Source organism: Tenacibaculum litopenaei (assembly GCF_964514025.1).
Taxonomy (GTDB): domain Bacteria; phylum Bacteroidota; class Bacteroidia; order Flavobacteriales; family Flavobacteriaceae; genus Polaribacter; species Polaribacter litopenaei.
This window is the reverse complement of the sequence record NZ_CAZEQT010000001.1, coordinates 109,656-133,480: the sequence shown is the minus strand read 5'-3', so window position 1 is coordinate 133,480 and position 23,825 is coordinate 109,656. Positions and strand designations below refer to the sequence as shown.

24 protein-coding genes are annotated in these 23,825 nt (G+C 39.6%); 2 read left to right on the top strand and 22 right to left on the bottom strand.

The annotated features are described in order from the left end of the window. Positions 1-98: 98 nt before the first annotated feature. From ACKTS5_RS00520 to gdhA, 13 genes are all read right to left on the bottom strand, one after another. Positions 99-794, bottom strand: a complete 696-nt coding sequence (locus tag ACKTS5_RS00520; RefSeq protein ID WP_408041867.1) for an ABC transporter ATP-binding protein — start codon at positions 792-794, stop codon at positions 99-101. A 21-nt stretch (positions 795-815) separates the two neighbouring features. Next, complete coding sequence (locus ACKTS5_RS00515) at positions 816-2,285, bottom strand: DUF5687 family protein (protein WP_408041866.1); 1,470 nt, start codon at positions 2,283-2,285, stop codon at positions 816-818. A gap of 97 nt (positions 2,286-2,382) precedes the next feature. Continuing rightward, complete coding sequence (locus ACKTS5_RS00510; RefSeq protein WP_408041865.1) at positions 2,383-2,883, bottom strand: DUF1761 domain-containing protein; 501 nt, start codon at positions 2,881-2,883, stop codon at positions 2,383-2,385. 87 nt (positions 2,884-2,970) lie between these two features. Next, positions 2,971-3,969, bottom strand: coding sequence for a DUF4837 family protein (locus tag ACKTS5_RS00505; protein WP_408041864.1), 999 nt, complete (start codon positions 3,967-3,969; stop codon positions 2,971-2,973). A 5-nt stretch (positions 3,970-3,974) separates the two neighbouring features. Beyond that, the gene (locus ACKTS5_RS00500; protein WP_408041863.1) at positions 3,975-5,483 is read right to left on the bottom strand and encodes a lytic transglycosylase domain-containing protein; all 1,509 of its coding nucleotides are present in this window, start codon (positions 5,481-5,483) and stop codon (positions 3,975-3,977) included. 44 nt (positions 5,484-5,527) lie between these two features. Then, a complete protein-coding gene (locus tag ACKTS5_RS00495) occupies positions 5,528-6,289 on the bottom strand; it encodes an exodeoxyribonuclease III (protein WP_408041862.1) in 762 nt (253 codons plus the stop codon). Continuing rightward, the gene (locus ACKTS5_RS00490) at positions 6,289-6,516 is read right to left on the bottom strand and encodes a hypothetical protein (RefSeq protein WP_408041861.1); all 228 of its coding nucleotides are present in this window, start codon (positions 6,514-6,516) and stop codon (positions 6,289-6,291) included. The genes ACKTS5_RS00495 and ACKTS5_RS00490 overlap by 1 nt, the downstream gene beginning before the upstream one ends. A 1-nt stretch (position 6,517) precedes the next feature. Further along, positions 6,518-7,171: a 3-oxoacid CoA-transferase subunit B gene (locus ACKTS5_RS00485; RefSeq protein ID WP_408041860.1), complete on the bottom strand. Its 654-nt coding sequence runs from the start codon at positions 7,169-7,171 to the stop codon at positions 6,518-6,520. A gap of 97 nt (positions 7,172-7,268) precedes the next feature. Beyond that, positions 7,269-7,970: a CoA transferase subunit A gene (locus ACKTS5_RS00480; RefSeq protein WP_408041859.1), complete on the bottom strand. Its 702-nt coding sequence runs from the start codon at positions 7,968-7,970 to the stop codon at positions 7,269-7,271. Positions 7,971-7,989: 19 nt separating this feature from the next. Further along, positions 7,990-10,278 (bottom strand): penicillin-binding protein 1A, encoded by a 2,289-nt coding sequence (locus ACKTS5_RS00475; RefSeq protein ID WP_408041858.1) that lies wholly within the window; start codon positions 10,276-10,278, stop codon positions 7,990-7,992. A 2-nt stretch (positions 10,279-10,280) separates the two neighbouring features. After that, positions 10,281-10,781 (bottom strand): gliding motility lipoprotein GldH, encoded by a 501-nt coding sequence (locus ACKTS5_RS00470; RefSeq protein ID WP_408041857.1) that lies wholly within the window; start codon positions 10,779-10,781, stop codon positions 10,281-10,283. Further along, on the bottom strand, positions 10,756-12,438 hold the full coding sequence (ricT, locus tag ACKTS5_RS00465) for a regulatory iron-sulfur-containing complex subunit RicT (protein WP_408041856.1): 1,683 nt from the start codon (positions 12,436-12,438) through the stop codon (positions 10,756-10,758). Before ricT ends, ACKTS5_RS00470 begins: the two co-directional genes overlap by 26 nt. A gap of 267 nt (positions 12,439-12,705) precedes the next feature. Next, positions 12,706-14,049, bottom strand: coding sequence for an NADP-specific glutamate dehydrogenase (gene gdhA, locus ACKTS5_RS00460; RefSeq protein WP_408041855.1), 1,344 nt, complete (start codon positions 14,047-14,049; stop codon positions 12,706-12,708). A gap of 192 nt (positions 14,050-14,241) precedes the next feature. Here gdhA and pheS point away from each other — a divergent pair, with 192 nt between their 5' ends. Together pheS and ACKTS5_RS00450 are read left to right on the top strand one after the other, a co-directional pair. Continuing rightward, positions 14,242-15,261, top strand: a complete 1,020-nt coding sequence (gene pheS, locus ACKTS5_RS00455) for a phenylalanine--tRNA ligase subunit alpha (protein ID WP_408041854.1) — start codon at positions 14,242-14,244, stop codon at positions 15,259-15,261. A gap of 121 nt (positions 15,262-15,382) precedes the next feature. After that, complete coding sequence (locus ACKTS5_RS00450; protein WP_408041853.1) at positions 15,383-15,778, top strand: hypothetical protein; 396 nt, start codon at positions 15,383-15,385, stop codon at positions 15,776-15,778. Between the two features lie 41 nt (positions 15,779-15,819). Here the strand turns inward: ACKTS5_RS00450 and ACKTS5_RS00445 are convergent, their stop codons facing one another. The 9 genes from ACKTS5_RS00445 to ACKTS5_RS00405 all read right to left on the bottom strand — a co-directional run bounded on the left by ACKTS5_RS00445 (position 15,820) and on the right by ACKTS5_RS00405 (position 23,795). Further along, the gene (locus tag ACKTS5_RS00445) at positions 15,820-16,986 is read right to left on the bottom strand and encodes a hypothetical protein (protein ID WP_408041852.1); all 1,167 of its coding nucleotides are present in this window, start codon (positions 16,984-16,986) and stop codon (positions 15,820-15,822) included. Between the two features lie 255 nt (positions 16,987-17,241). Then, positions 17,242-17,604 carry a plastocyanin/azurin family copper-binding protein gene (locus ACKTS5_RS00440; RefSeq protein WP_408041851.1) on the bottom strand — a complete coding sequence of 121 codons (363 nt, stop codon included), beginning with the start codon at positions 17,602-17,604 and terminating at the stop codon, positions 17,242-17,244. Between the two features lie 33 nt (positions 17,605-17,637). Then, the gene (locus ACKTS5_RS00435) at positions 17,638-18,195 is read right to left on the bottom strand and encodes a carboxymuconolactone decarboxylase family protein (RefSeq protein WP_408041850.1); all 558 of its coding nucleotides are present in this window, start codon (positions 18,193-18,195) and stop codon (positions 17,638-17,640) included. Between the two features lie 321 nt (positions 18,196-18,516). Next, positions 18,517-19,353 carry a helix-turn-helix domain-containing protein gene (locus tag ACKTS5_RS00430; RefSeq protein WP_408041849.1) on the bottom strand — a complete coding sequence of 279 codons (837 nt, stop codon included), beginning with the start codon at positions 19,351-19,353 and terminating at the stop codon, positions 18,517-18,519. Positions 19,354-19,563: 210 nt separating this feature from the next. Then, positions 19,564-20,145, bottom strand: a complete 582-nt coding sequence (locus ACKTS5_RS00425) for a hypothetical protein (RefSeq protein ID WP_408041848.1) — start codon at positions 20,143-20,145, stop codon at positions 19,564-19,566. 17 nt (positions 20,146-20,162) lie between these two features. Continuing rightward, positions 20,163-20,846, bottom strand: a complete 684-nt coding sequence (locus ACKTS5_RS00420) for a hypothetical protein (protein WP_408041847.1) — start codon at positions 20,844-20,846, stop codon at positions 20,163-20,165. Positions 20,847-20,943: 97 nt separating this feature from the next. Then, the gene (locus ACKTS5_RS00415; RefSeq protein ID WP_408041846.1) at positions 20,944-21,636 is read right to left on the bottom strand and encodes a hypothetical protein; all 693 of its coding nucleotides are present in this window, start codon (positions 21,634-21,636) and stop codon (positions 20,944-20,946) included. 64 nt (positions 21,637-21,700) lie between these two features. Continuing rightward, positions 21,701-22,669, bottom strand: coding sequence for a hypothetical protein (locus ACKTS5_RS00410; RefSeq protein WP_408041845.1), 969 nt, complete (start codon positions 22,667-22,669; stop codon positions 21,701-21,703). Between the two features lie 46 nt (positions 22,670-22,715). Further along, entirely contained in the window at positions 22,716-23,795 is a 1,080-nt protein-coding gene (locus ACKTS5_RS00405) for a hypothetical protein (protein ID WP_408041844.1), read from the bottom strand. Between the last annotated feature and the right edge of the window lie 30 nt (positions 23,796-23,825).

Here is a 23,825-nt window from a genome sequence, read left to right as displayed (position 1 = left end):
CAAATTGACTTCCGAATACAATTTGATGATCTTCTCTCTCGAAAACTGGTTTTCTCAAAAGCATGGCTTTTAAAAGATCAGTACAGCTACAACTTCCACTATGCAGAAAAATAGCTCTCTAACTCTTGTAGGGTTTCTGTAGATGTATGGATATCTCGTACCTGTTCTCCTTTATCCAACACGACAATACGCTCACACACATCAGTCACGTGGCTTAAGTCATGGCTCGATACCAATACTGTTACTTCCTTGTCTTCCGTCAATTTTTTGATAATATTTTTAAGGCGAATTTGAGTTGTTGGATCTAAATTGGCAAAGGGCTCATCCAAAATTACCACTTTCGGATTCCCCATCATAGCCGCAACGATACCGGCCTTTTTTTGATTCCCTTTAGAGAGGTCTCTTAAATATTTCCTTTTGCCGAGAATTTCTCCATTAAAGAACTCTTCAAATTGGACCAAGAAGCTCTTGACATCTGCCTTATTCATTCCTCTCAAGTCACCTATAAACTGAAAGTACTCCTCAGGAGTTAAATAACTAATCAAAAAACTCTCATCGATAAACGAACCGGTAAATTTCTTCCACTCTTCGCTATCATTCACTCGAATCCCATTATTTGCAATGTGCCCTGAGCTCGGACGAATAAGGTCGAGTAGTAAATTAAATAAGGTGGTCTTTCCAGCACCGTTGTTTCCTACCAAACCAAACGCTTGGCCTGTTGGAATTGTTAATGAGTCGATGTCTAACACCTTGGTACTTCCGTAAGATTTTGTAATATTTTGTATCGTAATCATAAGTTCTTTATTCGTTAGTTATTAAGCTTCTTGACTAAAAGCGTGAATCATAGCATATTTGTCGCGTATGTATTTCTTTTCAATTCCATTCATTACCACATTCTTTAAAGCCAACCCTAGCAGCCCGACAATCACAATCGCGGCCAAACCAGCATTAAACCCGAGAAAGTAACTTACCAACCCAAATAGCAACATTGGAAAGCCCAAAACAGGAATGACAATTAAAAATTGCGTCGCACTCGTGCCTTGATAGTTCGTAAGTCCACTTTTTGTCAAATCGATTTGTTTTCTGTTATACGACCCCATATACACCAAGAATAAGGCGTTAAATCCTATATTAAAAATAGCTCCAGCAGTAATCATCAGAAACTTGTCTACTCCGTAATACAGGTAAGGAATACTGAGAAGGTAAAGTAAAACTGTCATTACCACCATCAAGTACCATTTACTCTCTAAAAATTTTCGATAAGGAATGTTCTGACTCATGATCATCTTGTAATACGAGCTGTCCCAAGCCGGAATAAACTGTCCGTAGTTTATGGTAAATCCACCAGTAATAAACATCGCTATAAAGAGAAGAAACCCTTCCATTTTCCCGTCGTATTTAGGGTCTTCAAAAAACACTACCCCATAAAACAGAAAAAGGAATGACATTAAAAAAACGGTTTTCGTTCGCTTGTTTCTCCAAATAAGTCGAACATCATTTTTTAAAAAGGCTCCTAATTCACCAAAGCGCTCCACCCAAGTTAACTCCATAGCAGTGGCCTCTTCGGTTTTACTCGCTACCGCTGCATCTAAAAATACGAGTTTTCTGAGCATCTTGAAATTCAGGATGTACAACAGGAGTACCAACAATACAAATAAAAGGCTCGCTAGAGGATAGTTGTAGATTCCCATAAAAAAATCTCCAAAAAAACTACCAAAATCAAACCAACCGTTGTATTGTAAAAAGTACCCTACCCCTAAGACAGTTAGCAAACTGGCAAAAGCAACATTGTTTTTATTGATTAGAAAGTTGATAAAGTTTGCCGATAATACAATGAGCATTAACGAAAACAACCATCCTAGTACTCCATTGGCATCGTAGCCTTCGCGCACCAATACCACAGAGAATGGGATATAGAAAAACAACGGCAATACGTTGAAAAAAGAAAACACCGATTTCCCTAGTACAAAGTGCACAAGGGCATCCTTCTTAATTGGCACCGTTAAAAAGGGCTTTATTTTGAGCATGGGTAGCTTGTGCAACAAATACCTCGCAATCAAATCACCCACTATTACAAATATTAAGAAATTGTTTACTAGAACAAAGGGGTCCATTTCAGGATACTCTTTTTTAAGTATACTAAAGCCAAGGACACCAATTCCTAAAAACACTAGTACAAAATACAGTGCAAACAATGCCATGATGATATTCACGGCAATGCTTTTACCAAAATAAGAGGAACGGAAAAATTGTTTCCATTCGAGTTTTAAAAAGCGTAGAATCATTTGGTTTCTTAATTGATTGATACTTATTGGTAGCAGTAAGAAACAAAATGTTACAAAAAAAACACCTAGGAGCTAGGTGTTTCTATTTTTTTATCGCTTAGGCCCATTGACAAACGATGCCTCCCATGAGCGCTAAAGTCAGTATCCAGTACCCTGCATTGATTGCGATATATCGGAAACTCTTGCGTTCAAATAAAGCCTTAGTTCCCAAAATTGGGAGAATAATAAATATCCCAGATAAAACCCCGTGCAATGCTCCGTGCTTAAACGTGCGGAAGCGATTGCCATACGTTTCCATAAACTCCGTATAAGTTTCATATCCCGATCCTGTTTGCTCTAAAAAGCCTGGTTCACCAGCCAGTGTTGAAAAAACACCCCATTGATGAATTACCAGTATTTGCATGGCATAGGCCAAAATAAAACTAAACAAGAAGCTCAATCCAAAAATCAACAGCATATTCCCTCCTTCGACATCCTTTTGGGTAAAGTTCATTTCCTTCATCCAAGCTTTTTGAAAAAGCATGGGACCGTACCACAAAAATCCCATGATCATCGGGATAAATGCAGCACCTAGTACGGCTAAAAAATTAGTTTCCATTGAATTGATTTTTAAGTTAATACACTCAAATATAACAAAAAAAGCACCGAATAAATCCGGTGCTCACTGTATAACTGAGGTTTGTACTTACTTAAATTTCAACGATTTTGCTATGGCTTCCAGCTCAAACAAAAAGTTTCGTTTGTTTACAGAAGGTGCATAGGTAAACCCTTCAACAACAATCAAACGCTTATTTTCCTTGTCTACCACAGTGTAATTTACAAAAGGACCTGCCATAAAATCATTCTTCACTTCCCATTTCCCACGTGTTTCAAAGGCGGGTTTACCAGCAACAGTAGCGCTATAGGTAAACGGTGTATAAGCCTGTTCAGTAATCATGTACATTCCTTCCTTTGATCCCGGAATGTGTTTTTCTCCAATACTATCACGAACAGCTGTAATTCGATCAACGATTTTTGCTTCATCTCCTAGAGGTACGCTGTACACTATAATGTTGTTGGTTCCATCACCACGAGCAATTCCACTTTGCAAGCGCTGTCTAAACCACAAGAAATCTCCTGCGTCATCTACCAAACTAAAGCGTTTAGGAACATCTAAAGAAATCCCTAAATTCTTAAAGGTTTTGAATTCTGCATCGTCATGACGTTCTTTTTTAAAGATACTCTGGATAAATTTGATATCCTCGTCTTTAAACGTTTTTATAATTTCCTTACCACGTTGTTCGATGAGTTGGATGAGTTCTGCTTTACTCTTAGCCGTTGCGTAAACGATGATTTGAGGGTCTGCATATTTGTTTCGCTCTACCTGAATACTTTCTTCTTTGCCTTTGCGCAACACGAGAACGGCTCTTCCGTGACGCATAAACCCCTTGAATCCTGAAGGATCTACTTGCGGTGATACTGTTAAAAGTGTTTCTGGCTGTGGTAATCCTACCTGATGCTCACCGAATACTTTGCGGATAGCATCGCCCACTTCGCTTTGCCAATCAGTACCTTTTAACACAACTGTAATGGAATTGGTATGTCCGTTTGAGCCTGGTAAGGTAATTTCATTGGTACCTTTTCCTCCTTGATTACAAGAAGTCAATAGTAGTATTGCTACTAAAAAGGTTAGTACATTTTTCATGCTTTCTAGCTTTTAAAAATTTTTAATTTCATGCCTGGTTTAAGACTTTTTACACTCCAAATATTGTTCCATTTTTTAATTTCGTCGATAGAAATTTTTGGAAATTTTTTGGCAATTGACCACAACGAGTCTCCTTCTTGGACCACGTAAACTTCGTGTTTCCCTTTAGGCGTTGATTGCTTGGCTTTTGAAACCGATTTTGGAATTGCCAATCGTTTGGGATAGATACTCAAGCGTTGTCCTACTTTTAAATTATTCGATCGCATACCATTCCAACGTTTAATATCACGTACGCGAACACCGAATTTATTAGCTATTTTTCCGAGGTAATCTCCACTGCGCACACGATATCGAATGCGTTTGTCCATTTCAAAATACTTCGGTAGTGGTTTTTCTCTTTTCGCGTCTTCCTCTTCGGCAAGTGCATAGATTTCTTTCTCTTTATCCAAGAAAGCAATCATATTCTTTACGGGCAAACGCAAACTGTAGTTTCTATTTGGCACCAAAGGAATGATGTCGAGTTTGTACGATGGGTTTAAAAAAGCCAACATATCGCGATCAACGTCAATTTTAGCTGCAATTTGATCGAAGCTTACTGTTCTTTTAATGCGGATGGTGTCGGTTTCGAACTGATATATTTTTGGTGAATTGGCGTACAAACCGTGTTCTTCTGCATATTCAAACAAATACATAGTAGCGTAAAAAGCAGGAACGTACCCAGCAGTTTCACGAGGTAAAAAAGGGCGAATATTCCAGTAATTTCGGTAGCCTCCCGAACGCTTAATAGCCTTCGCCACGTTACCAGGACCTGAGTTGTAGGCTGCTAAAGCCAAATCCCAATCTCCAAAAATCTTATACAACTGACTGAGGTATTTGCACGCGGCCACGGTTGCCTTAACAGGGTCCTGACGTTCGTCGACATAGGAGCTGATTTTTAAGTCAAACTGCCTTCCTGTGCCGTACATAAACTGCCACAGTCCGGTTGCTCCAACATACGAGCGGGCGTCCGGACGCAATGCCGATTCAACGATGGCTAAATACTTCATTTCAACCGGGATGTCGTATTGATCCAAATGCTGTTCAAACATCGGAAAATAATACTTCGCCTTTGCCATGAGTGCAGGGTAATACTTTTTACGGTATTTTAAATAACTGTTAATCACTTTGCCTAAGGCGGGGTTATACGACAGGTGAAAAGGCGTATTGGCATTCAAATCAGCGAGGCGTTTCTTCAGTAGTTCCTCGGTTACAATTACGGTTTTATTCGCAAAAATATCTTTGTCATCTATGACGTATTGCACGGTATCGACGAGGCTAGAATTGAACTTCTCCTGTATCATCAAATCCGTAATCATTTTCAAATCCTCGTCGGTAATGAGCTCTAACCTTCGCTTTTTCGTTACCGTATCCATCGCGACTTGCACGCTGTCTTGCTGCACTTCACTACTCGGGGTAGGTTCTTGAGCAAACACAGGTGAAACCGCTATTCCTAAAAGTAGCAATAGTTTCTTCATGGTCGTAGTTTTAAACACTAAGTTTGGTTGGTCTTAGCACTGCATTAAACAGCCAGTTCAACCACTATAGGGCAGTGATCTGAATGCTTAGCTTCTGGTAAAATATACGCTCTCGAAATCGCGTCTGTAAGCGGCGCTGCCACCATACAATAGTCAATACGCCAGCCTTTGTTATTAGCGCGTGCATTGGCGCGGTAACTCCACCAGCTATAATGATTAGGTTCTTTATTCAAATGACGAAAACTATCTACAAAACCACTGTCGATAAATTTCCCAATCCATTCACGTTCTTCTGGTAAAAACCCTGAAACGCCTTTCATTTTAGGATTGTGAATATCAATTTCTTCGTGACAGATATTGTAGTCTCCACAAATCACCAAATTCGGAACTTCCTCTTTTAATTGATTCACGTATTCTTGGAATTCATCCATGTAATTGAACTTAAATCCCAAGCGAGCGTCATTGGTTCCTGATGGCAAATACAAACTCATGATAGAAACGCCATCGAAATCTACTCGTATATTTCTACCTTCAAAATCCATCGATTCAATACCGGTACCGTATACGACGTTTTTAGGTTCTTCCTTACAAAAGATAGCTACACCTGAGTAGCCTTTTTTTTGTGCTGAAAACCAATACTGATACGGATAGCCTGCCGCTGTAAAATCATCGGCATTCAATTGTTCTTTTTGAGCTTTGGTTTCTTGTATACACAGTACATCAGGATTTGCCTGCTGTAACCATTCTAAAAAGCCTTTTTTTATGGCGGCTCTAATTCCATTTACATTGTACGATACTACCTTCATTAATCTAAGAATATTGGCTCTTTAAGAAATACCCAAGTCAACTGCTTACGGTATCCTGTTTCTGTTTTTACTGATTTTACCTTAGGGGATAAAAAATAGGCTACTCCAATGGCAATGGCAATACGGAGCCACCTCGGTTCTAATTTAACCCCTCGCTCCAGAATCAGGTAAAACACTACCATCAACGCGGGATAAATTAAACGGTATGCATAAGCTATCACCTTCATCTTATAGCTCCATTTCCGGAATATCACCATTGATAACGAGCGTTCCTTCTGTCGCCTTCTGTATTTCTTCTACAGAAACTCCAGGAGCTCTTTCTAGTAAGTGAAACGCATTGTCTTTAATTTCCAACACGGCTAGGTTCGTCACTATTTTAGTCACACAGCCCACCCCTGTTAGCGGTAAAGAACATTTTTTTAAGAGCTTTGACTCTCCACGTTTGTTGGTATGCATCATAGCCACAATAATATTATCAGCACTGGCTACAAGGTCCATAGCACCTCCCATACCTTTTACCATTTTACCCGGAATTTTCCAGTTGGCAATGTCTCCATTTTCTGCAACTTCCATAGCTCCTAAAATAGTGAGGTGCACGTGTTTTCCACGAATCATGGAAAAACTGGTAGCTGAATCGAAGAAACTCGCTCCTGGCAATGTTGTAATGGTTTGTTTTCCTGCGTTGATGATATCGGCATCCTCTTCTCCTTCAAAAGGGAAAGGCCCCATACCTAACACTCCATTTTCGCTTTGAAATTCAACTTCTATATCTTCACGAACAAAGTTCGCTACTAAGGTTGGAATTCCTATACCTAAATTGACATAGTATCCATTTTTTACTTCTTTTGCTATACGTTTAGCTATTCCGTTTTTATCTAACATTTTTCTAAATGAATCGATTTTATTGGTACTTAGGTACCCTAGTTTTTACTTGGTGTATTTGTCATCTATCACCTCTATCGGTGCTTAGTATTGACAATTAAGCCTTTGAGCGTACGGTACGTTGCTCAATTCTCTTTTCATACTGCTCTCCTTGGAAAATTCGTTGAACAAAAATCCCTGGAATATGAATTTGATTTGGGTCTAAAGTTCCTACAGGAACTAACTCTTCCACCTCAGCAACAGTAATCGTCGCTGCCCCACACATATTAGGGTTAAAGTTTCTGGAAGTACCTTTAAATATCAAATTTCCGGCAGCATCTCCTTTCCAAGCTTTTACAAAACCGAAATCAGCTTTAAAAGCGGGTTCTAGTACGTACATTTTACCGTCAAATTCACGAGTTTCTTTCCCTTCTGCTACTTCCGTTCCATAACCTGCAGGCGTGTAAAAAGCTGGGAATCCAGCCTGTGCTGCACGGCACTTTTCTGCTAAGGTACCTTGAGGGGTGAGCTCTACTTCTAGTTCACCGGAAAGCATTTGTCGTTCAAACTCATCATTCTCTCCTACATAGGAAGAAATCATTTTTTTTATTTGTCGATGTTGGAGTAATAAGCCCAGACCAAAATCGTCTACTCCTGCATTGTTAGAAATACAGGTAAGCCCATTTACACCCAAGCGCACGAGCTCAGCAATAGCGTTCTCTGGAATACCACAAAGACCAAAACCACCTAACATTAAGGTCATATTGTCTTGAACACCAGCTAGGGCTTCTTGTACGTTCTTTACTTCTTTATTAATCATATAGCTGTTTGTTGTTAGTTTAAAATTCAGTATCGTTGTTTTGCTCTACTTCTTTCTTTTCTTCTTCCTTTTTCTCCTTATCAGCCTTATCACAATCGATTACAATTGACAATTCTTCTTCTGGTTTTTCAAAATCCTCCGTACTAATATTTAAGGTTTTGTCGTCATAGCACTTTTTCATGTACAATCCCCAAGTTGGTAAAGACATGGTGGCTCCTTGCCCCATTCCTATTCCCGCAAAGTGGGTTGCTCTATCCTCTCCTCCAGTCCAAACACCTGTTGCCAAGTTCGGAACAATTCCCATAAACCATCCGTCTGACTGGTTCTGTGTTGTTCCTGTTTTTCCTGCAATTGGATTCATCAACGAATACGGGAATCCCGTAATTGCTTTTTGTCTTTTGGTGTGTTTCGCTCGTAAGCGTCCTCCAGAACCGTATAAAGTAACTCCTTTCATCAGATCTAAAATCACATAAGCCGACTCTTCACTGAGTACCTCTTTTGTTTTCGGAACAAATTCCTCTAACACGGTCCCATTCTTGTCTTCAATTCGCGTGATAATCATCGGGCTTACTCGAAGTCCTTTGTTAGCGAAGGTCGAGTAGGCACTTACCATCTCAATCAACGAAAGATCAATGGCTCCTAAGGCAATAGAAGGATTGGCTTCGATTTTTGATTCAATTCCCGCTGACTCCGCCAAACGCGCAACGTTTACTGGAGATACCATATCAATTAACCTCGCCGTAATCACATTGGTTGAATTTGCCAAAGCTTTCTTTAAGGTCAACTCTCCTCCGTACTTATTATTCGAGTTTTTCGGAGTCCAATCATCTGGCATACCGTATTTTTCTTTTGGAATGGTATACGGTGTATTTGGAAACTTATCACATGGAGACAACTTTAATTGGTTGATTGCCGTTGCGTAAACAAAAGGCTTAAAAGTTGACCCTACCTGTCTTTTTTGCTGTTCTACAGCATCGTACTTAAAGTGTTTGTGGTTAATACCACCGACCCAAGCTTTGATATGACCCGTTTGTGGTTCAATAGATACCAACCCAGTACGAAGTATCTGTTTGTAATAACGAATCGAATCGTAAGGAGTCATGACAGTATCACGCTCACCTTTCCAAGAGAATACGCGCATTTCAGTTTCCGTTTTAAATGCTTTTTCAATCTCTTTTTCAGAAGCTCCATTCGCTTTCATCTTTTTATAGCGCGATGAATTTTGTTTAGCCCTGCGAAGCGTTCTCGCAATTTCATCTTTGTCAAGATCGTAAAAAGGCGCGGTTCTATTGCGCTTTTGCTCATTGTCAAAATACGATTGTAAATTTCTCATATGAGCATCTACAGCTTCTTCTGCATACTGCTGCATTCTCGAATCAATCGTCACAAAAATTTTGAGTCCATCACGGTAAATATTGTACGACTCTCCATTCGGTTTTGGATTGTTTTTTACCCAACCTTTAAGCACGCGTCGCACGTGTTCGCGGAAGTAGGTTGCCAAACCATCACTGTGACCTTCTTTATTGATATTTAAGCCTAAAGGCAATTTCTGTAGTGAATCTTTTTGCTGCGCCGATAAAAACTCACTGCGCGTCATTTGCTTGAGTACTACATTTCTTCGTTTTCTAACTCTTTCTTCTCTTCTCAAAGGATTAAATAGCGAAGAATTCTTCAACATCCCTACGAGCATTGCCGATTCATGTACATCCAATTCTTTAGGCTCTTTACCGAAGTAAATGCGTGCTGCAGAGCGGATCCCTACGGCCTGATTTAAGAAATCGTATTTATTGAGGTACATCGTAATAATTTCCTCTTTGGTGTATTGGCGCTCCAATTTCGTCGCCACTACCCATTCTTTCACTTTCTGTAAAACGCGTTTAAAGATGTTCTTAGAAGCTCTTCCTGTAAAAAGCATCTTTGCCAACTGCTGTGTAATGGTACTCGCTCCACCACTTCCCGGTTTTAAAATCGCACGTGCAGTTCCTCTAAAATCAATTCCTGAATGCTCATAAAAACGTTCATCTTCCGTTGCTACCAAGGCTTTTACCAGGTTTTCTGGAATGTCTTGGTACTTGATTGGCGTTCTGTTTTCATACGCGTATTTCCCGAGGGTTTTTCCATCGGATGAAATAATTTCTGTCGCTAAGTTATTCTCTGGGTTTTCGAGTTCTTCAAAGGTCGGCAAGTCTCCAAACAAGCCCCAAGAAGCAAACAAGAACACGAGGGCTAGGGCAGTAATACCACCGAGGACTATCCCCCAGAACCATTTGATATACGTTGCGAAATTCACTGTTTTTTCCTTTGTCATTTTTAATTTGATTTTTCTATTCTAAACCCGACATGAGTAACCCCTGGTAAGGCCTCAATGCCTTGTACTGCTCCCATTTTTCGCATAGACTGCTTAATTTTAAAATGGTACATCCCCGTATTGGGGAAGGTGATTTTTTCTTTATAGAAAAGTTTATTTTCCTTAATATCCGTCATTCCCTTTCCCAAAAACTCACCTGCTGCAGTGGCCATATCGTATTCTAAAGTATCTATTACCTGGGTACCGTCTGGAAAATCCATTTGTGTGATAACAAATAGATTGCTGTACGCGTAGTCCTTATTGTTTCTGAGATTGATAAAAAGATCGTGCTTACTGAGCGTGTCATTCACTTCAAAACTAAAATCCAAAGTATTCGCAGCTTCCCATTTTTGATGGGAAAGTGGCAAATAGGCATCAAATACCCCCTTGCTATCGCAGGCCACTACGCTGAGCATCAAGAAGCCCATTAAAAGCCCTTTATTTCTTTTTATTCGTCGGAGCATTTTTGTCGTTATTATTATTCTTTCTGTTGTTATTCGTTCTCCTTCTCGGAGCTGTTGAATTCCCTTTAGCTTCAGGATTCTTTGCTGCTGAAGGTCCATTATTTCCTCCCGATTGAGGTTTTGCAGCTCCTTCACCTCCTTTTTTCGGTTTGCGATTTCGAGACCTGTTACCGCTATTTTTCGGTTTTGCCTCGTTTGCTTTTGGATGGGTATCCGTACTCTTACCTTTTCCTGCAGTCGCCTTTGGTCTCGCTTGTTGATTAGACTTCGTTTGTTGACCGGACTTCGCTTGTGGATTGGTTTTGGTTTGTTGATTTGGCTTTGGCCTCGATTGCCCTCCCTTTTTTGCTTCGGTATTTTTAGCCCTGTTATTTCTAGACTTACTCCTGCTATTTCTCGACGTTCCTTCTGCTGGTTTTTTTGCCTCACCTTTTGAATTCCCAGCGTTGCTTTTCGGTTTACTTCCTCCAGCATTCTTAGAATTATTCTGCGCAGTTCCTCCTTTTTTATTTTGAGGTCTTTTACGATTTCTTCGTCTGTTGCGCTTAGGTTTTTTAGGCGTATCAAAACGCGTTAAACTATCTTGACCAACCACATTCTCAAAATCGACAGACTCGTCTTCTAAGATCTCCGATTCATATTCTTCCAACGGAGAAGCGAGTTCTTTATTTTCATTGAGCTCGATGATTTCTTGAACTTGTTCGAGTGATAATTTATACCATTTAAAACTCTCTTCTTTATACGTATACCAGAGTAACTCTTTAAAAATGTCCATTTTTACAAAAACGGCATCTCCTTTTTCAGTTTTAAGTACGAGATCTTGTGCTGGAAACTCCTTTAAGGCATCCAAATAGGTGTCTAATTCAAAATTTAAACAACACTTCAACTTCCCACACTGTCCAGCGAGTTTCAATGGATTAAGCGACAATTGTTGGTAACGTGCGGCAGCCGTATTCACTTTACGGAAGTCAGTAAGCCACGTAGAACAGCACAATTCTCTTCCACAAGATCCTACACCTCCTAGTCGGGCAGCTTCCTGACGCATTCCTACCTGTCTCATTTCAACGCGAATAGAAAAGGCACTAGCCAGATCGCGAATAAGCTGACGGAAATCTACTCGTTCATCAGCGGTATAATAAAAGGTCGCTTTGGTTCCGTCTCCTTGGAACTCCACATCCGACAATTTCATTTTCAATCCTAATTTCGAGATAATTTCACGACCACGACGCTGGGTTTCGAGCTCTCGATCGCGTGCATTTTGCCAAACATCAATATCTTTTTGGCTCGCTTTGCGATAAATGCGCTTCACGTCTTCACTATCAAACGCAACCTTGCGTTTTCTCATCTGAACTTTTACCAATTCACCTGCCAACGAAACCACGCCGACATCATGTCCTGACGAGCCTTCGACGGCAACAACGTCACCCATAGATAGGGTTAGTTTCTCGGTATTTTTAAAAAAGTGTTTTCTTCCGTTTTTAAAACGGACTTCATATATAGAAAATGGAGCTTCACCTGTCGGTAAAGTCATATTAGACAACCAATCAAAAACGGCTAATTTATTTCCACTACCACAAGACCCAGAAGCGCAATTTCCATTGCTCTTACAGCCCTTAGGCACTCCGTCTTTACTAGTTGAGCAACTGCTACAACTCATAATTTACATGTATATTTTTATCGCATTCTTTAAACCTGACCTTCATCAGCATCAAAAAACACTTATTATCTTATTGATTTTCAATTTTTTAACCTCAAATAGTCAAAATCTACTTTTAATGAGTAAAGATACATATTCTTATGAAATGTAAAAACCGGATCAGTTTATTCTTTTATTCTGTTAAAACAGCCCTAAATTTTGGGGTATAACAGTAAAAAAAAACCCACTGCTAAGCAGTGGGTTTTTAAAAATTTTATCGCTAGAAGTTTATACAACTCCTTGATCTAACATTGCATCGGCTACCTTTACGAATCCAGCAATATTTGCTCCTTTAACGTAATCCACGTAACCATTTTCATCAGTTCCGTAAGTAACACAAGCTTCGTGAATATTATTCATGATACCGTGTAACTTGCTATCTACTTCCTCTCTTGTCCAAGAAAGACGCAACGAGTTTTGAGACATTTCCAAACCAGATGTTGCTACTCCACCAGCATTCGAAGCTTTTCCTGGAGCAAATAAGATTTTTGCTTCGTGGAATACTTCAATAGCCTCAGGAGTTGACGGCATGTTAGCACCTTCAGCAACACAGATACATCCGTTTGCTACTAAAGCTTTTGCTTCCTCACCGTTTAACTCATTTTGCGTTGCACATGGCAAAGCCACATCACACTTCACACCCCAAGGTCTTTCACCTTTGAAGAACTTAGCCGACGGGTACTTTTCAACGTATTCGTGAATTCTTCCACGACGAACGTTTTTCAACTCCATTACAAACGCTAATTTTTCAGCATCAATTCCTTCCTCGTCATAGATAAATCCAGAAGAATCAGATAAAGTAACTACTTTACCTCCTAATTGTGTTGCTTTTTCTGTCGCGTATTGTGCTACGTTTCCAGATCCTGAAACTACAACTGTTTTTCCTTCAAAAGACTCACCTTTCGTTTTCAACATGTTCTCAGCAAAATATACATCACCGTAACCTGTTGCTTCTGGACGAATTAAAGATCCTCCCCAAGAAGCTCCTTTACCAGTTAATACACCAGTAAATTCGTTACGTAAACGCTTGTACTGACCAAACATAAATCCTATTTCACGACCACCAACACCGATATCTCCCGCAGGAACATCCGTATCAGGACCAATATGACGTGCTAATTCACTCATGAATGACTGACAGAAAGCCATTACTTCGCGATCTGACTTTCCTTTTGGGTTAAAGTCAGAACCACCTTTTCCACCTCCCATAGGTAAAGTAGTCAAGGAATTTTTAAACACCTGCTCAAATCCTAAGAACTTTAAGATTGATAAGTTTACAGATGGGTGGAAACGCAACCCTCCTTTGTAAGGACCAATAGCAGAATTGAACTCCACTCTATACCCTCTATTCACCTGAGTTTCGCCATTATCATCTACCCATGGCACTCTGAACATAATAACACGCTCAGGCTCTACCATACGCTCAAGTAATTTTTTATCTTGATACTTAGGGTTATTTTCAATGAACGGAATAACTGTTTCTGCGACCTCCTTCACTGCTTGCAAAAACTCTGGTTCGTATGCATTACGTTCTTGAACGTAATCCATAAAAGCATTTATTTTAGATTCCATAAATCTTTTAGTTGTTGTTATTAAATATTAACAATTTTACTCGGCAAATATAATTAATTTACAATTTGTTAAATTTGATTTTATCGTTTATTTTTCTTATTCCTACAACGATTTCGTTATTCCCTAAAAACTCCTGCTTTTTTAACCAAAAAAACGTAAATTTGCGACTTAATTTTTTTTGCAACAAAAACAATGTTAGACAAGGTTAAAGAACTTATTGGAGATGTACAGGCATTTAAAGCCACCTCTAAGGAAGAAGTTGAAGCTTTCAGAATCAAATATTTGGGTAGTAAAGGACTTTTAAAAGACCTATTTGCTGAGTTTAAAAACGTAGACGCTGAGTTACGCAAAGATTTTGGTCAAGCCCTCAACAACCTAAAGAAATCAGCGGAAGGAAAAGTTGCTGAATTAAACGATGCACTGGAAAGCGCTATCGAAGAAAAAGGTGTTTACGGAGACCTTACCCGTCCTGCAGAACCTATAGAACTCGGTTCAAGACACCCTATTTCACTCGTTAAGAATCAAATTATCGAAGTGTTTAACCGCATCGGATTTACCGTATCAGAAGGTCCAGAAATAGAAGATGATTGGCATAACTTTACGGCCTTAAACTTACCGGAATACCATCCAGCACGCGACATGCAGGATACTTTCTTTATCGAAAAAAATCCGGATACCTTATTGAGAACCCACACCTCATCGGTACAGGTACGTTACATGGAAAACAATGAACCTCCTATTCGTACCATATCACCGGGACGCGTTTTTAGAAACGAAGATATTTCGGCAAGAGCACACTGTATTTTTCACCAAGTAGAAGGACTTTACATCGACACCGATGTTTCTTTTGCGGACCTGAAACAAACGTTGTTGTACTTTACCAAAGAAATGTTTGGAAAGTCGAAAATTCGATTACGTCCTTCGTATTTCCCTTTTACGGAGCCTAGTGCTGAAGTAGATATTTACTGGGGACTTGAAACCGAAACAGATTACAAAATTACCAAAGGAACAGGATGGCTTGAGATTATGGGATGCGGTATGGTAGATCCAAACGTATTAAAAAACTGTAATATCGATCCTACCAAATATTCAGGATATGCCTTTGGAATGGGAATCGAACGAATTGCCATGCTTTTATACCAAATACCAGATATTCGAATGTTTTACGAAAACGACAAACGTTTCTTAGAGCAATTCAAGTCTGTTTTATAAAAATAGTTTATATACCACTCACGAGTTAAGAACCACTTAACAACTACAAAAATTCACGACGGGAAGCACTGCTTTCCGTTTTGATTTTACGAAAAGACCCTAATACAGTAATTGAAGTAGTATGAAAAAAGACATCCAAATCCCAGAAGTAACCGATATCGAAATGGCTGTGGTTTTAGAGCACAATGAAACCCATAATTGCGATGATTGGAACGTGTATTTACTGAATAAAAAATCCGTTGCTATCGAAATGGTTGTTATCGTATCACAAGGATTCTCCGAAACCAAAACCACTTCTGTTTTTAGAAAAAAAATCGATGCTCTTCCTGCAAATTCAGTAGCTAAAATTGAGTTAATTCAGCCTGAATTATTCGCTTTAGACAATCGCTTTCAAGTCAGTTTTTTTGAAGGGAACACCTTGTTTGAAAAAACGTTTACTTTTGAAAAAAACACCATTAAAGAAGGAAATCTCCGCATGTTAACCCCTTTTAATAAAAGAGGCGTTTTAGGCAAATAATACAAAACGACAGGTAGTTTTACCTGTCGTTTCTTTTATACTTAAGATTTTAATTCAACGCTACAAGATTGGTAAATCTTATCCAATTCTTGCTCATAAGTCTCGAGCTGAGCGTACACACTTTCAATTTTTGACAAATCGGCTGCCAAGGCATTTATCGGAGCTTCGATACTATTTTCAAAAGAATTCAATGCAGATGTCAAGTCGTTTAGTACCCCTAAACCAGGAATAGAAGGCAGATTAATGTTTAAATGCAATGCTTTAAGTACAGGATCTAACACTTTTTCCATGGCTTTGTTTAGCAAATCCATCACCGGCTTGATCACATCAACACCTTTTAAAATATCGTCCACCGAAAATGAAAAGTACACGGTGTGCCATCCACATGGATACGGAACTTTTACTCCCAACACGTGCTTATAACACACTTTTGGATAACCTCCGTAAGGCACTCTAATAGTATCACTCAGTACTTTTTTCACCTCATTCAGCTCAGAAATTAACGGATTCAACACATTCATAATTGCGTTGATTTGGTTTTGTAAACTCACCAAACCAGAAACCATCCCTACCAATTTTTGGGCCTCAGCCTCCGCGCTGTTAATCCCGTTTAACAATTGAATTTGAACGGCATCAAAATCCAAAACAATAGGATCTACTTTTTCTGCTGCCGCATCCAAACCATTCCCTAAGGAAGTTTTTACCGAAGAACTAGGAAGACTATCGATACACTGAATAGCATTTCCAAGCGCAGCAATTAACGAGTTTTCTCGATTCATCAAATTCAAAAGTGCTTTGTCTACTTGTTGCACCTTAGGCGCTATCTTTTCAATAGCATTGCGCACAGGAGACACCACTTTCTCTACGTCATTTGAAGCCGATAACGCCTCATCAATAGGTTTTTTGAACGCCGATAAGGTATCTTTTAATTCAGCAGCTTCGGCCCCAATTTCTGGGATAACAGAAACCACTTCTAACAAATCAATAGCTTCACCGAGTGCCGAATCGATATCGCTCAAGGCCGTATTGATTTTTTTTGAAACGGCGAGATCGTTGTCTATCGTTTCCAGATCATTGTACAAGCTCTTGGTATCCGCTTCTAATTTAGCAGTATTCCCTTCGGTCGTACTTACATCGTGCATTAGTTTGTTGGCAGCTGCTAATTCTTGCGTAGCTGCGTCAGTAATTTGAGAATTTACTGTTGACATAATAAATAGTTTAGTTAGTTAATACTCGAAGGTCCTCCGAAAGACTCCTCGTAGCGCTGGGTAATTGCGCTACGATAACAAAACAGACTCTCTAAGTCCCTTCACTACTCAAAGTTTGTCATTTTAAATCCTTTACGCCTACAAAAATCCACAAACGACTGATTTACAGTCACAAAAACCACCACCAACAGTACAACTGTAGGTAAAAGAAAACCCCGCCAAATGGCGAGGTCTTCAGAAATCAATATAGGTATATTACTGAACTGTAAGTGTGTACTGTGGCGTCGGGTTCAACGGACAAAAATATACGTACTCTCCCTTTTCCAACTGTACTTTTTTAGAACGTGACTTTTTGTTAGTTTTAACTAAAGACGTTACATATGCGTTTTTAATATGGTGCTTTTGATCGGTTTTTCCTTTCGGAGCTAGCACAAATCCTACATCGTGCCCTACTTCGTTGTTAGCGATTTCGAAAACATAGGTTCCTGGTGCTAGGGTTAAGGATTTTTGAGTAAACTCTCCCTTAGTTTGTTCTAAGGCTACTGTTTTTACTGATTGTGCATTTGCTTGAATTCCGAATCCAAGTACTAAAGCGATAATTGCGATTAATTTTTTCATGGTGATATAGGTGTTTTTTGATTAGATTATAGATTATACGCTTGCTGAAAATTTACCAGCTGTTACTTTTGGAAAATCAATTTCCGTTTCTGCGATGTGATTTACATAGTTTGTTAAGGTATTTGAAACCACATTTAACACGATTTCAAGAATATCCTCATCGGTATACCCCGCAGCCTTAGCCGCTTGTACTTCCTCAATACTAACTTTCCCTCGGTTCTTTGTTACGAGCTGTGCAAATTGAAGCCCTGCTGCAACTTTAGCATCTGAGGCATTGGCAACACGGTTTTGCTCAATTTCTGACTCCTCTAAACCGTTCATTTTCCCAATAGCAGTGTGTGCTGACAAACAGTAATCACAACTATTCTCTTCTGCGATGGCCAGTGCTAATTGCTCTCTGAATTTATTGGTGAAATTTCCACTCGCTGTCAATTCTCCTAAACTCAAATAGCTCTGTAAGGTCGCAGGAGAGTTTCCAAATACCTTGATAAGGTTCGGAATAAACCCTAATTTAGCCTGAACGGCATCAAATAACTCTTTTGATTTCCCAGTAGTAGTCGCTGGGTCTAATGTTTTAATTCTTGTACTCATAATGCTTTTATTAAATAGTTCTTTTAATTACTTATTACACTGACACAATTCTCTTTCCGGATATTGCTCATCGTATTCCTGATAGCCCCAACAGTTTGGGCATTGGTGTTCCTCTGTTCTCATATAGCCTTGTGTTTTATTTCTGATACAAAGATGCGACAGATACCAAGCTCAAAAAATGGACAAAGGTTCCTAACACTTGGACAGCTATACAAAAGGGATGATTTTAAGAGCAAAAACAGAAAAAAACGCATAAAAAAACCGGCTGTACGATCGCTAATCACGTACAGCCGGCATATACACATCTAAAAAGTAAAAATTCTATTTCTTTTGAAATTGCTTTGGCGAAATTCCTGTGGCCTTAGCAAAAAACCGGGAAAAGTAAGCCGGATCATTAAAGCCTAAATCAAAGGCTATGTATTTGATGGCATCATTAGAATACCTCAACTTTCTCTTAGCTTCCGTAATAATGCGATTTTTTATATAATCACTCGGAGTTTGTACACCTAACTTTTGGAAGTGTTTTGTCAATGACTTCGGCGACAAGCCCAACCTATTGGCGTAATCAGTAACGCTGTGCAGGGATTTATAATTTTGCTCAACTAACAAACTAAAATCTTTAAACAACTTGGTTTCTGCATCTTCCTTAACAACATCTCTTTCTTTTTTTATTCGTACCGAATACACTATAAACTGCTTTAAAAAAGACTGTAGCATGTCGTATTGTGCGGTTTCTTCTAGTCGGAACTCCTCAATTAAACCCGACAAAATCATTTCGAGTCTTTTTGTTTCCACATCAGAAGGAGATACAAAAGGGGTTTGATATACATTATTAAACAGCACCCCATTACAGGCAACCTCAGCATCATGCGCTTGGATACAATAAAAATCTCTCGTAAAACTCAACTGGTAAGCTTCTTTCACTTTTTCTGAATCTACGGTAAACACTTGCCCAGGAGATAGAAAAAAAAGCACATTCCCCGTAAAACTATAACTCTCGAAGTCAATTGTATAGGTACCCTTTCCTTCCTTAATCCAGTAAATCTTGTACGAATCAACGCGCTCGTTCTTATTTGCTATACAGGCTTTTTCAAACTGCACCTGATGTAAAGCGAAAACATTCTTAAAATTATAGGTTACTAAATCTTGCACTGCCATAGTTTGCGATAGTTTTAATGAATTGGTCGTATAAATACAAGATACTGACAAAAAACCACTAAAAAAACCTTTGGCAGAAATCAGTAGTAATCTCCTAAAAACAGTGACGTCAAACAACATCCAATGCCTTTAACTACGCATAAAAAAGACCACTAAGTTTAACTTAGTGGTCCTGATAAATTTCTCTTTCTCTTATAGTACTATCTATCGCTACCTAAACAACCGATATCCCACTCCTATGTTATGAGTAGGCTGACTCCAAGTATTCAAATTCATACGATAACTCGCAAACCAAGCTCCTCGGTGCTGGTATTGCACTCCTAAACTTACATTTGAAAATTTGGCCGCATTCCCTCCTAACTCCGAAAAGATATACCAACCACTGTAGTACTGTTTTGGATATCGAATCGTCTTTTTAACGTTCACCTCAGCAGTCTTGTTTTTATAGGTCAATTTTCCATCCAACAAAACCCCTCGAATCAACTGATAAGAATAAATCTCCAACGAAGGCGTCTGCAGTGTATCACGATATGCACGAGCAGTCATGACAGCTGTCGTATCTTTAATCAATGTGCTATCACTAACCACTACCGCAGGCTGTTCACGGTAAACATAGACTTTTTTAAACTTGGTTCTTTCTAACAAAAACGTATCTATTTTTGTTCTCCAAATAGTATCGTGCTGCACCGTAATTACGGGAGAACCTTCCACTGTGGTGCCTTCTTTTCCTGACCTCAACCAAAAAAGCAATACCGCAATTACGAACAGCCACAATCCTCTTTCTAGCTTCATAGCAACTTCTTTTTTTATTAATTTACCTGTACCATCAAAACGGCGAAAAACTCATTAAACCCCTGTAGTGCTCCCATACTCTGGAGCGCAGTGCTGTTTGCCCTGACTTTGTAATCTTGCATACCTGCGGTACCACCACCACGGAAGTATTGGGTGTATTGAATTTTATAAGGTAATTGAGCAGTAATTTCAAGGTTTTCAGCACCACCTGACAAGTTAACTGCATGCAACAGTAAAAATCTACCTTCTAATTTTGCGTAAAACGAAGTTGCTGTATACCCCTCATTTAAAGGCACTGCTACCCAGTCTGAATGCATGTCTTTATGCAACAAGTTCGTTTTAGGATCGATCACGACATCGCGGAATTTTGGCAAATACGAACTGTGGTAGTTTCTTTCAGGAAGGTCTCCTAAAGCACTGCTATCTTTAGCATACTGGGCAAGGTCGATCTCCTTGAGTACTTCGCCATCTTTCAAAAAGCTAATTTTATTTCCCGTAACTCCTGCTACATCGTACACAGGTATTTTTTTAGCCTCAGCAATCGAGACAGCTCCTTTTTCGTCAATTACAAAGCTTCTTTCAGCACTTCCCTCAGACTGTTGTGCATCGATATAACTATCAATTAAATCTGCGTATTGCGCTTGGGTTGGCTTGTCGCCAGACTCGAAGTACTGTTTTAATTCTTCTTTTGTTTTTTTCATCTTCTTATCATAGTTTTTTATGTGATTTCTTCTATTTATGATAAAAAGAGTCCCTAAAAACACCTCAAGAACGGTGATAGTGACTAAACTTTAACAATTACACAAGAACTAGGTTCCCTGCATTATCAATGGTAATTTTCTTGGTCGTATTCCCATCAGGACTTTTCAAAACGATTCCACCTCCGTTCGCCTGCACTTCAATATGCTTCGTGCTCAGCTGCTCTGTTAAGTCTTCAACAAAAGCAAAAGTTCCTGTCGATCCTTTACCGACCCTATTCTCTAACTTTAAGGTATGAATATTCGTAAAATTCGAAGTGATAATATACGGTTGAGACGTTCCTTTAGGATTGAAAAAAAAGCCCTTCGAGGCAGCACTTTCCGTATATCCTGCACAAGCGGTAACTCCATTAATACCACCAGCCGACGGCGTGGGTTTAAAAGCCACCCTCCTCATGATTAAATCGTTACTAGTTTCGTTTCCTACTGACGACACCTCATGTAAATTTCCGTTGGCTCCACTCGCTGCTGGCAAAGTAATTTCCTTTACTACCACACCGTCTTTCAACAACGATAGTTTATTATTGGTAACCTCCGATAAACTGTACACAGGAATTGGCTGTTGTTCTACCAGAGCGACCTCTCCCTTTTCATCAATGGCAAACTGTCTGTTGGGCTTACCTTCGGGTTGTTTCGCATCGATATAGCTATCAATCAAATCCATGTACTGTTCTTGTGTAGGCTTATCTCCCGTCTCAAAGTACGTCTTTATCGTTTCTTTATTTTTTTTCATTTTTCGATTTATTTTTAATCGAAGTTGCTAGCGCAATGCCCTAGCAACTCCTTGTGTATTTTAGTTATTGGTAAACATTGGTCATATAACACCCTGAGACAAAAACAGCTCCATTGGTAAACTCAACTTTTGGTAACGTAGTGGTTCCACCTGCGTTTAAAATACCGTAATTGAACTTAATACGATCGGTGTATTGCCCAGCTCCTACATAAGCGTTAAGTGTCTCAGTAGGCAAGGTGATTCCAGAATTCCCTGACTTAAAAGCACTGATATTCAAACTACCTCCCAGAGTCAAGTCTGCGGATCTGAAGGGTAACGAAATTGACATAGCTCCAGACCCTGCTTGAATAGTATTCGATGGAGTTGTAATTCCTGTAAGCTTGATGGTTACATATACCAAATTCCCGATTCTCAAGTACTTTCCTTCCGCTGAAGTTGTATTGTAAGTAAACTCATTTACTCCTGAATGCCCTCTGAACACAGGGGTAAAATTCCCCTCCGCGTAGTAATTGGCCTTCATAAGACCTGCCTTTGACGTTGTTGCTACAGGAATGACAGCAGCTGTTCCTGAACTTGAAACTACTTTTCCTTGATCAGCTGCAGTTTCATACGATAAGTTCGTCGCTGTACCTCCAGCTCCGCCGCCGCCTACTAAAGAACTAAAATCGACCGTAAACTCTGATCCATCGGTTCTGGTAAACGTCGCAATTCCATTTCTATCTACTTCTCCCTCCGTCAGTCGGGCCAGATTAGTATCGTCGAGATACGGAGACAAGTTAATTTCCTTTACCACCACACCGTCTTTTAAAAGGGATAGTTTATTATTCACTATATCCGACAACGTATACACTGGCAACGATGGTTTTTCAATAACGCTCACGGCCCCTTGTTCATCAATAGAAAACTGTCTATCCGCAGTTCCTACTGGTTGTTTTGCATCGATATAGCTATCGATTAAATCGGCATATTGCCCTTGTGTTGGTTTGTCACCTGTTTCAAAGTACTTTTTTAAGGTTTCTTTGCTTTGTTTCATATTCTTTTTTTGTTTTTACTTGATGTTTATTTAATTTTTCTACTTATTAGCTTTGTGCTGACGCTCCAAACACGTTGGTTCTGTAGGTACCTCCCAAGATTAATTGCGTTCCCGGAGTTTTGAACTGAAGGTTATTAACTCCGCTTAGAAACACTTTATCGCTCGTTGAGAATATTCCGTACACTGTAGCACCTTCAGGACTTATAGACCCCGAAGCCCCATAACTTAATCCACTTATGGTTGCATAGCCATTATTTAAAGTAAAACCTGCAACAGGAAGCCCTTCCGGTAATGTTATATTGATCATACCTCCGGCATTTGGCGTCGTCAACTCCGTTAGATTGATCCAAAAATGGACGGTATTACCCATACGGACGTAATTCGCATCAGCACTCGTACCTATACTTCCTAAGGTTACTCCTTTTGCAATTTTTGGAGTCCAGGTACCTTCTTCGTAAAAGTTGGGCATCATCAACCCTGAGTGGGTCTTATTCGCCAGAGGAATTTGGGTATTGGTCCCACTGCTTGACGCCACTGTTCCTGGCCCAGCACTCGCTACATACGATAAATTTGTTGCTCCGCCAGCTGGGATATCGTCTAGGTGTGCAATGGTACCAGACTTCCCTTGTAATAGGTGCTGCGTACTTCCCGTAATGGTCGCTTTAATAGTAGCGGAACCCGCATTGTTCGGTTCTGTAAAATCAAGTGCATTTGCACCCGCACGGATACGTCCTCCAGCAACGATTCCTTTTGCAGCGGAGATACCGTTATTACTTTGAATATAACCAGTATACAAACTCGACTGAATTGTTTTAGTTCCGGTAATGGTCTGATCAGTATCTAGGGTTACAAAATTCCCTCCGGAACCTCCACCTGTGGCGTTAATTACCGGTCTTTGAGGATCTGACGTATCAATGGTTACGTTGGTTCCACCTTGGTAGGCGGGCACCTTTTGCTCGGGTGCAACTTTTACGGCTCCCTGCTCGTCAATAACAAATCTTCTGTTCGAGGCTCCTGCAGGCTGTTGTGCATCGACATAGCTATCGATTAAATCGGCATACTGTCCTTGTGTTGGCTTATCACCTGTTTCGAAAAATTCTTTTAAAACTTCTTTTGTTCTTTTCATCTTTTTTATCTGTTTCAATGATAAAAAAGA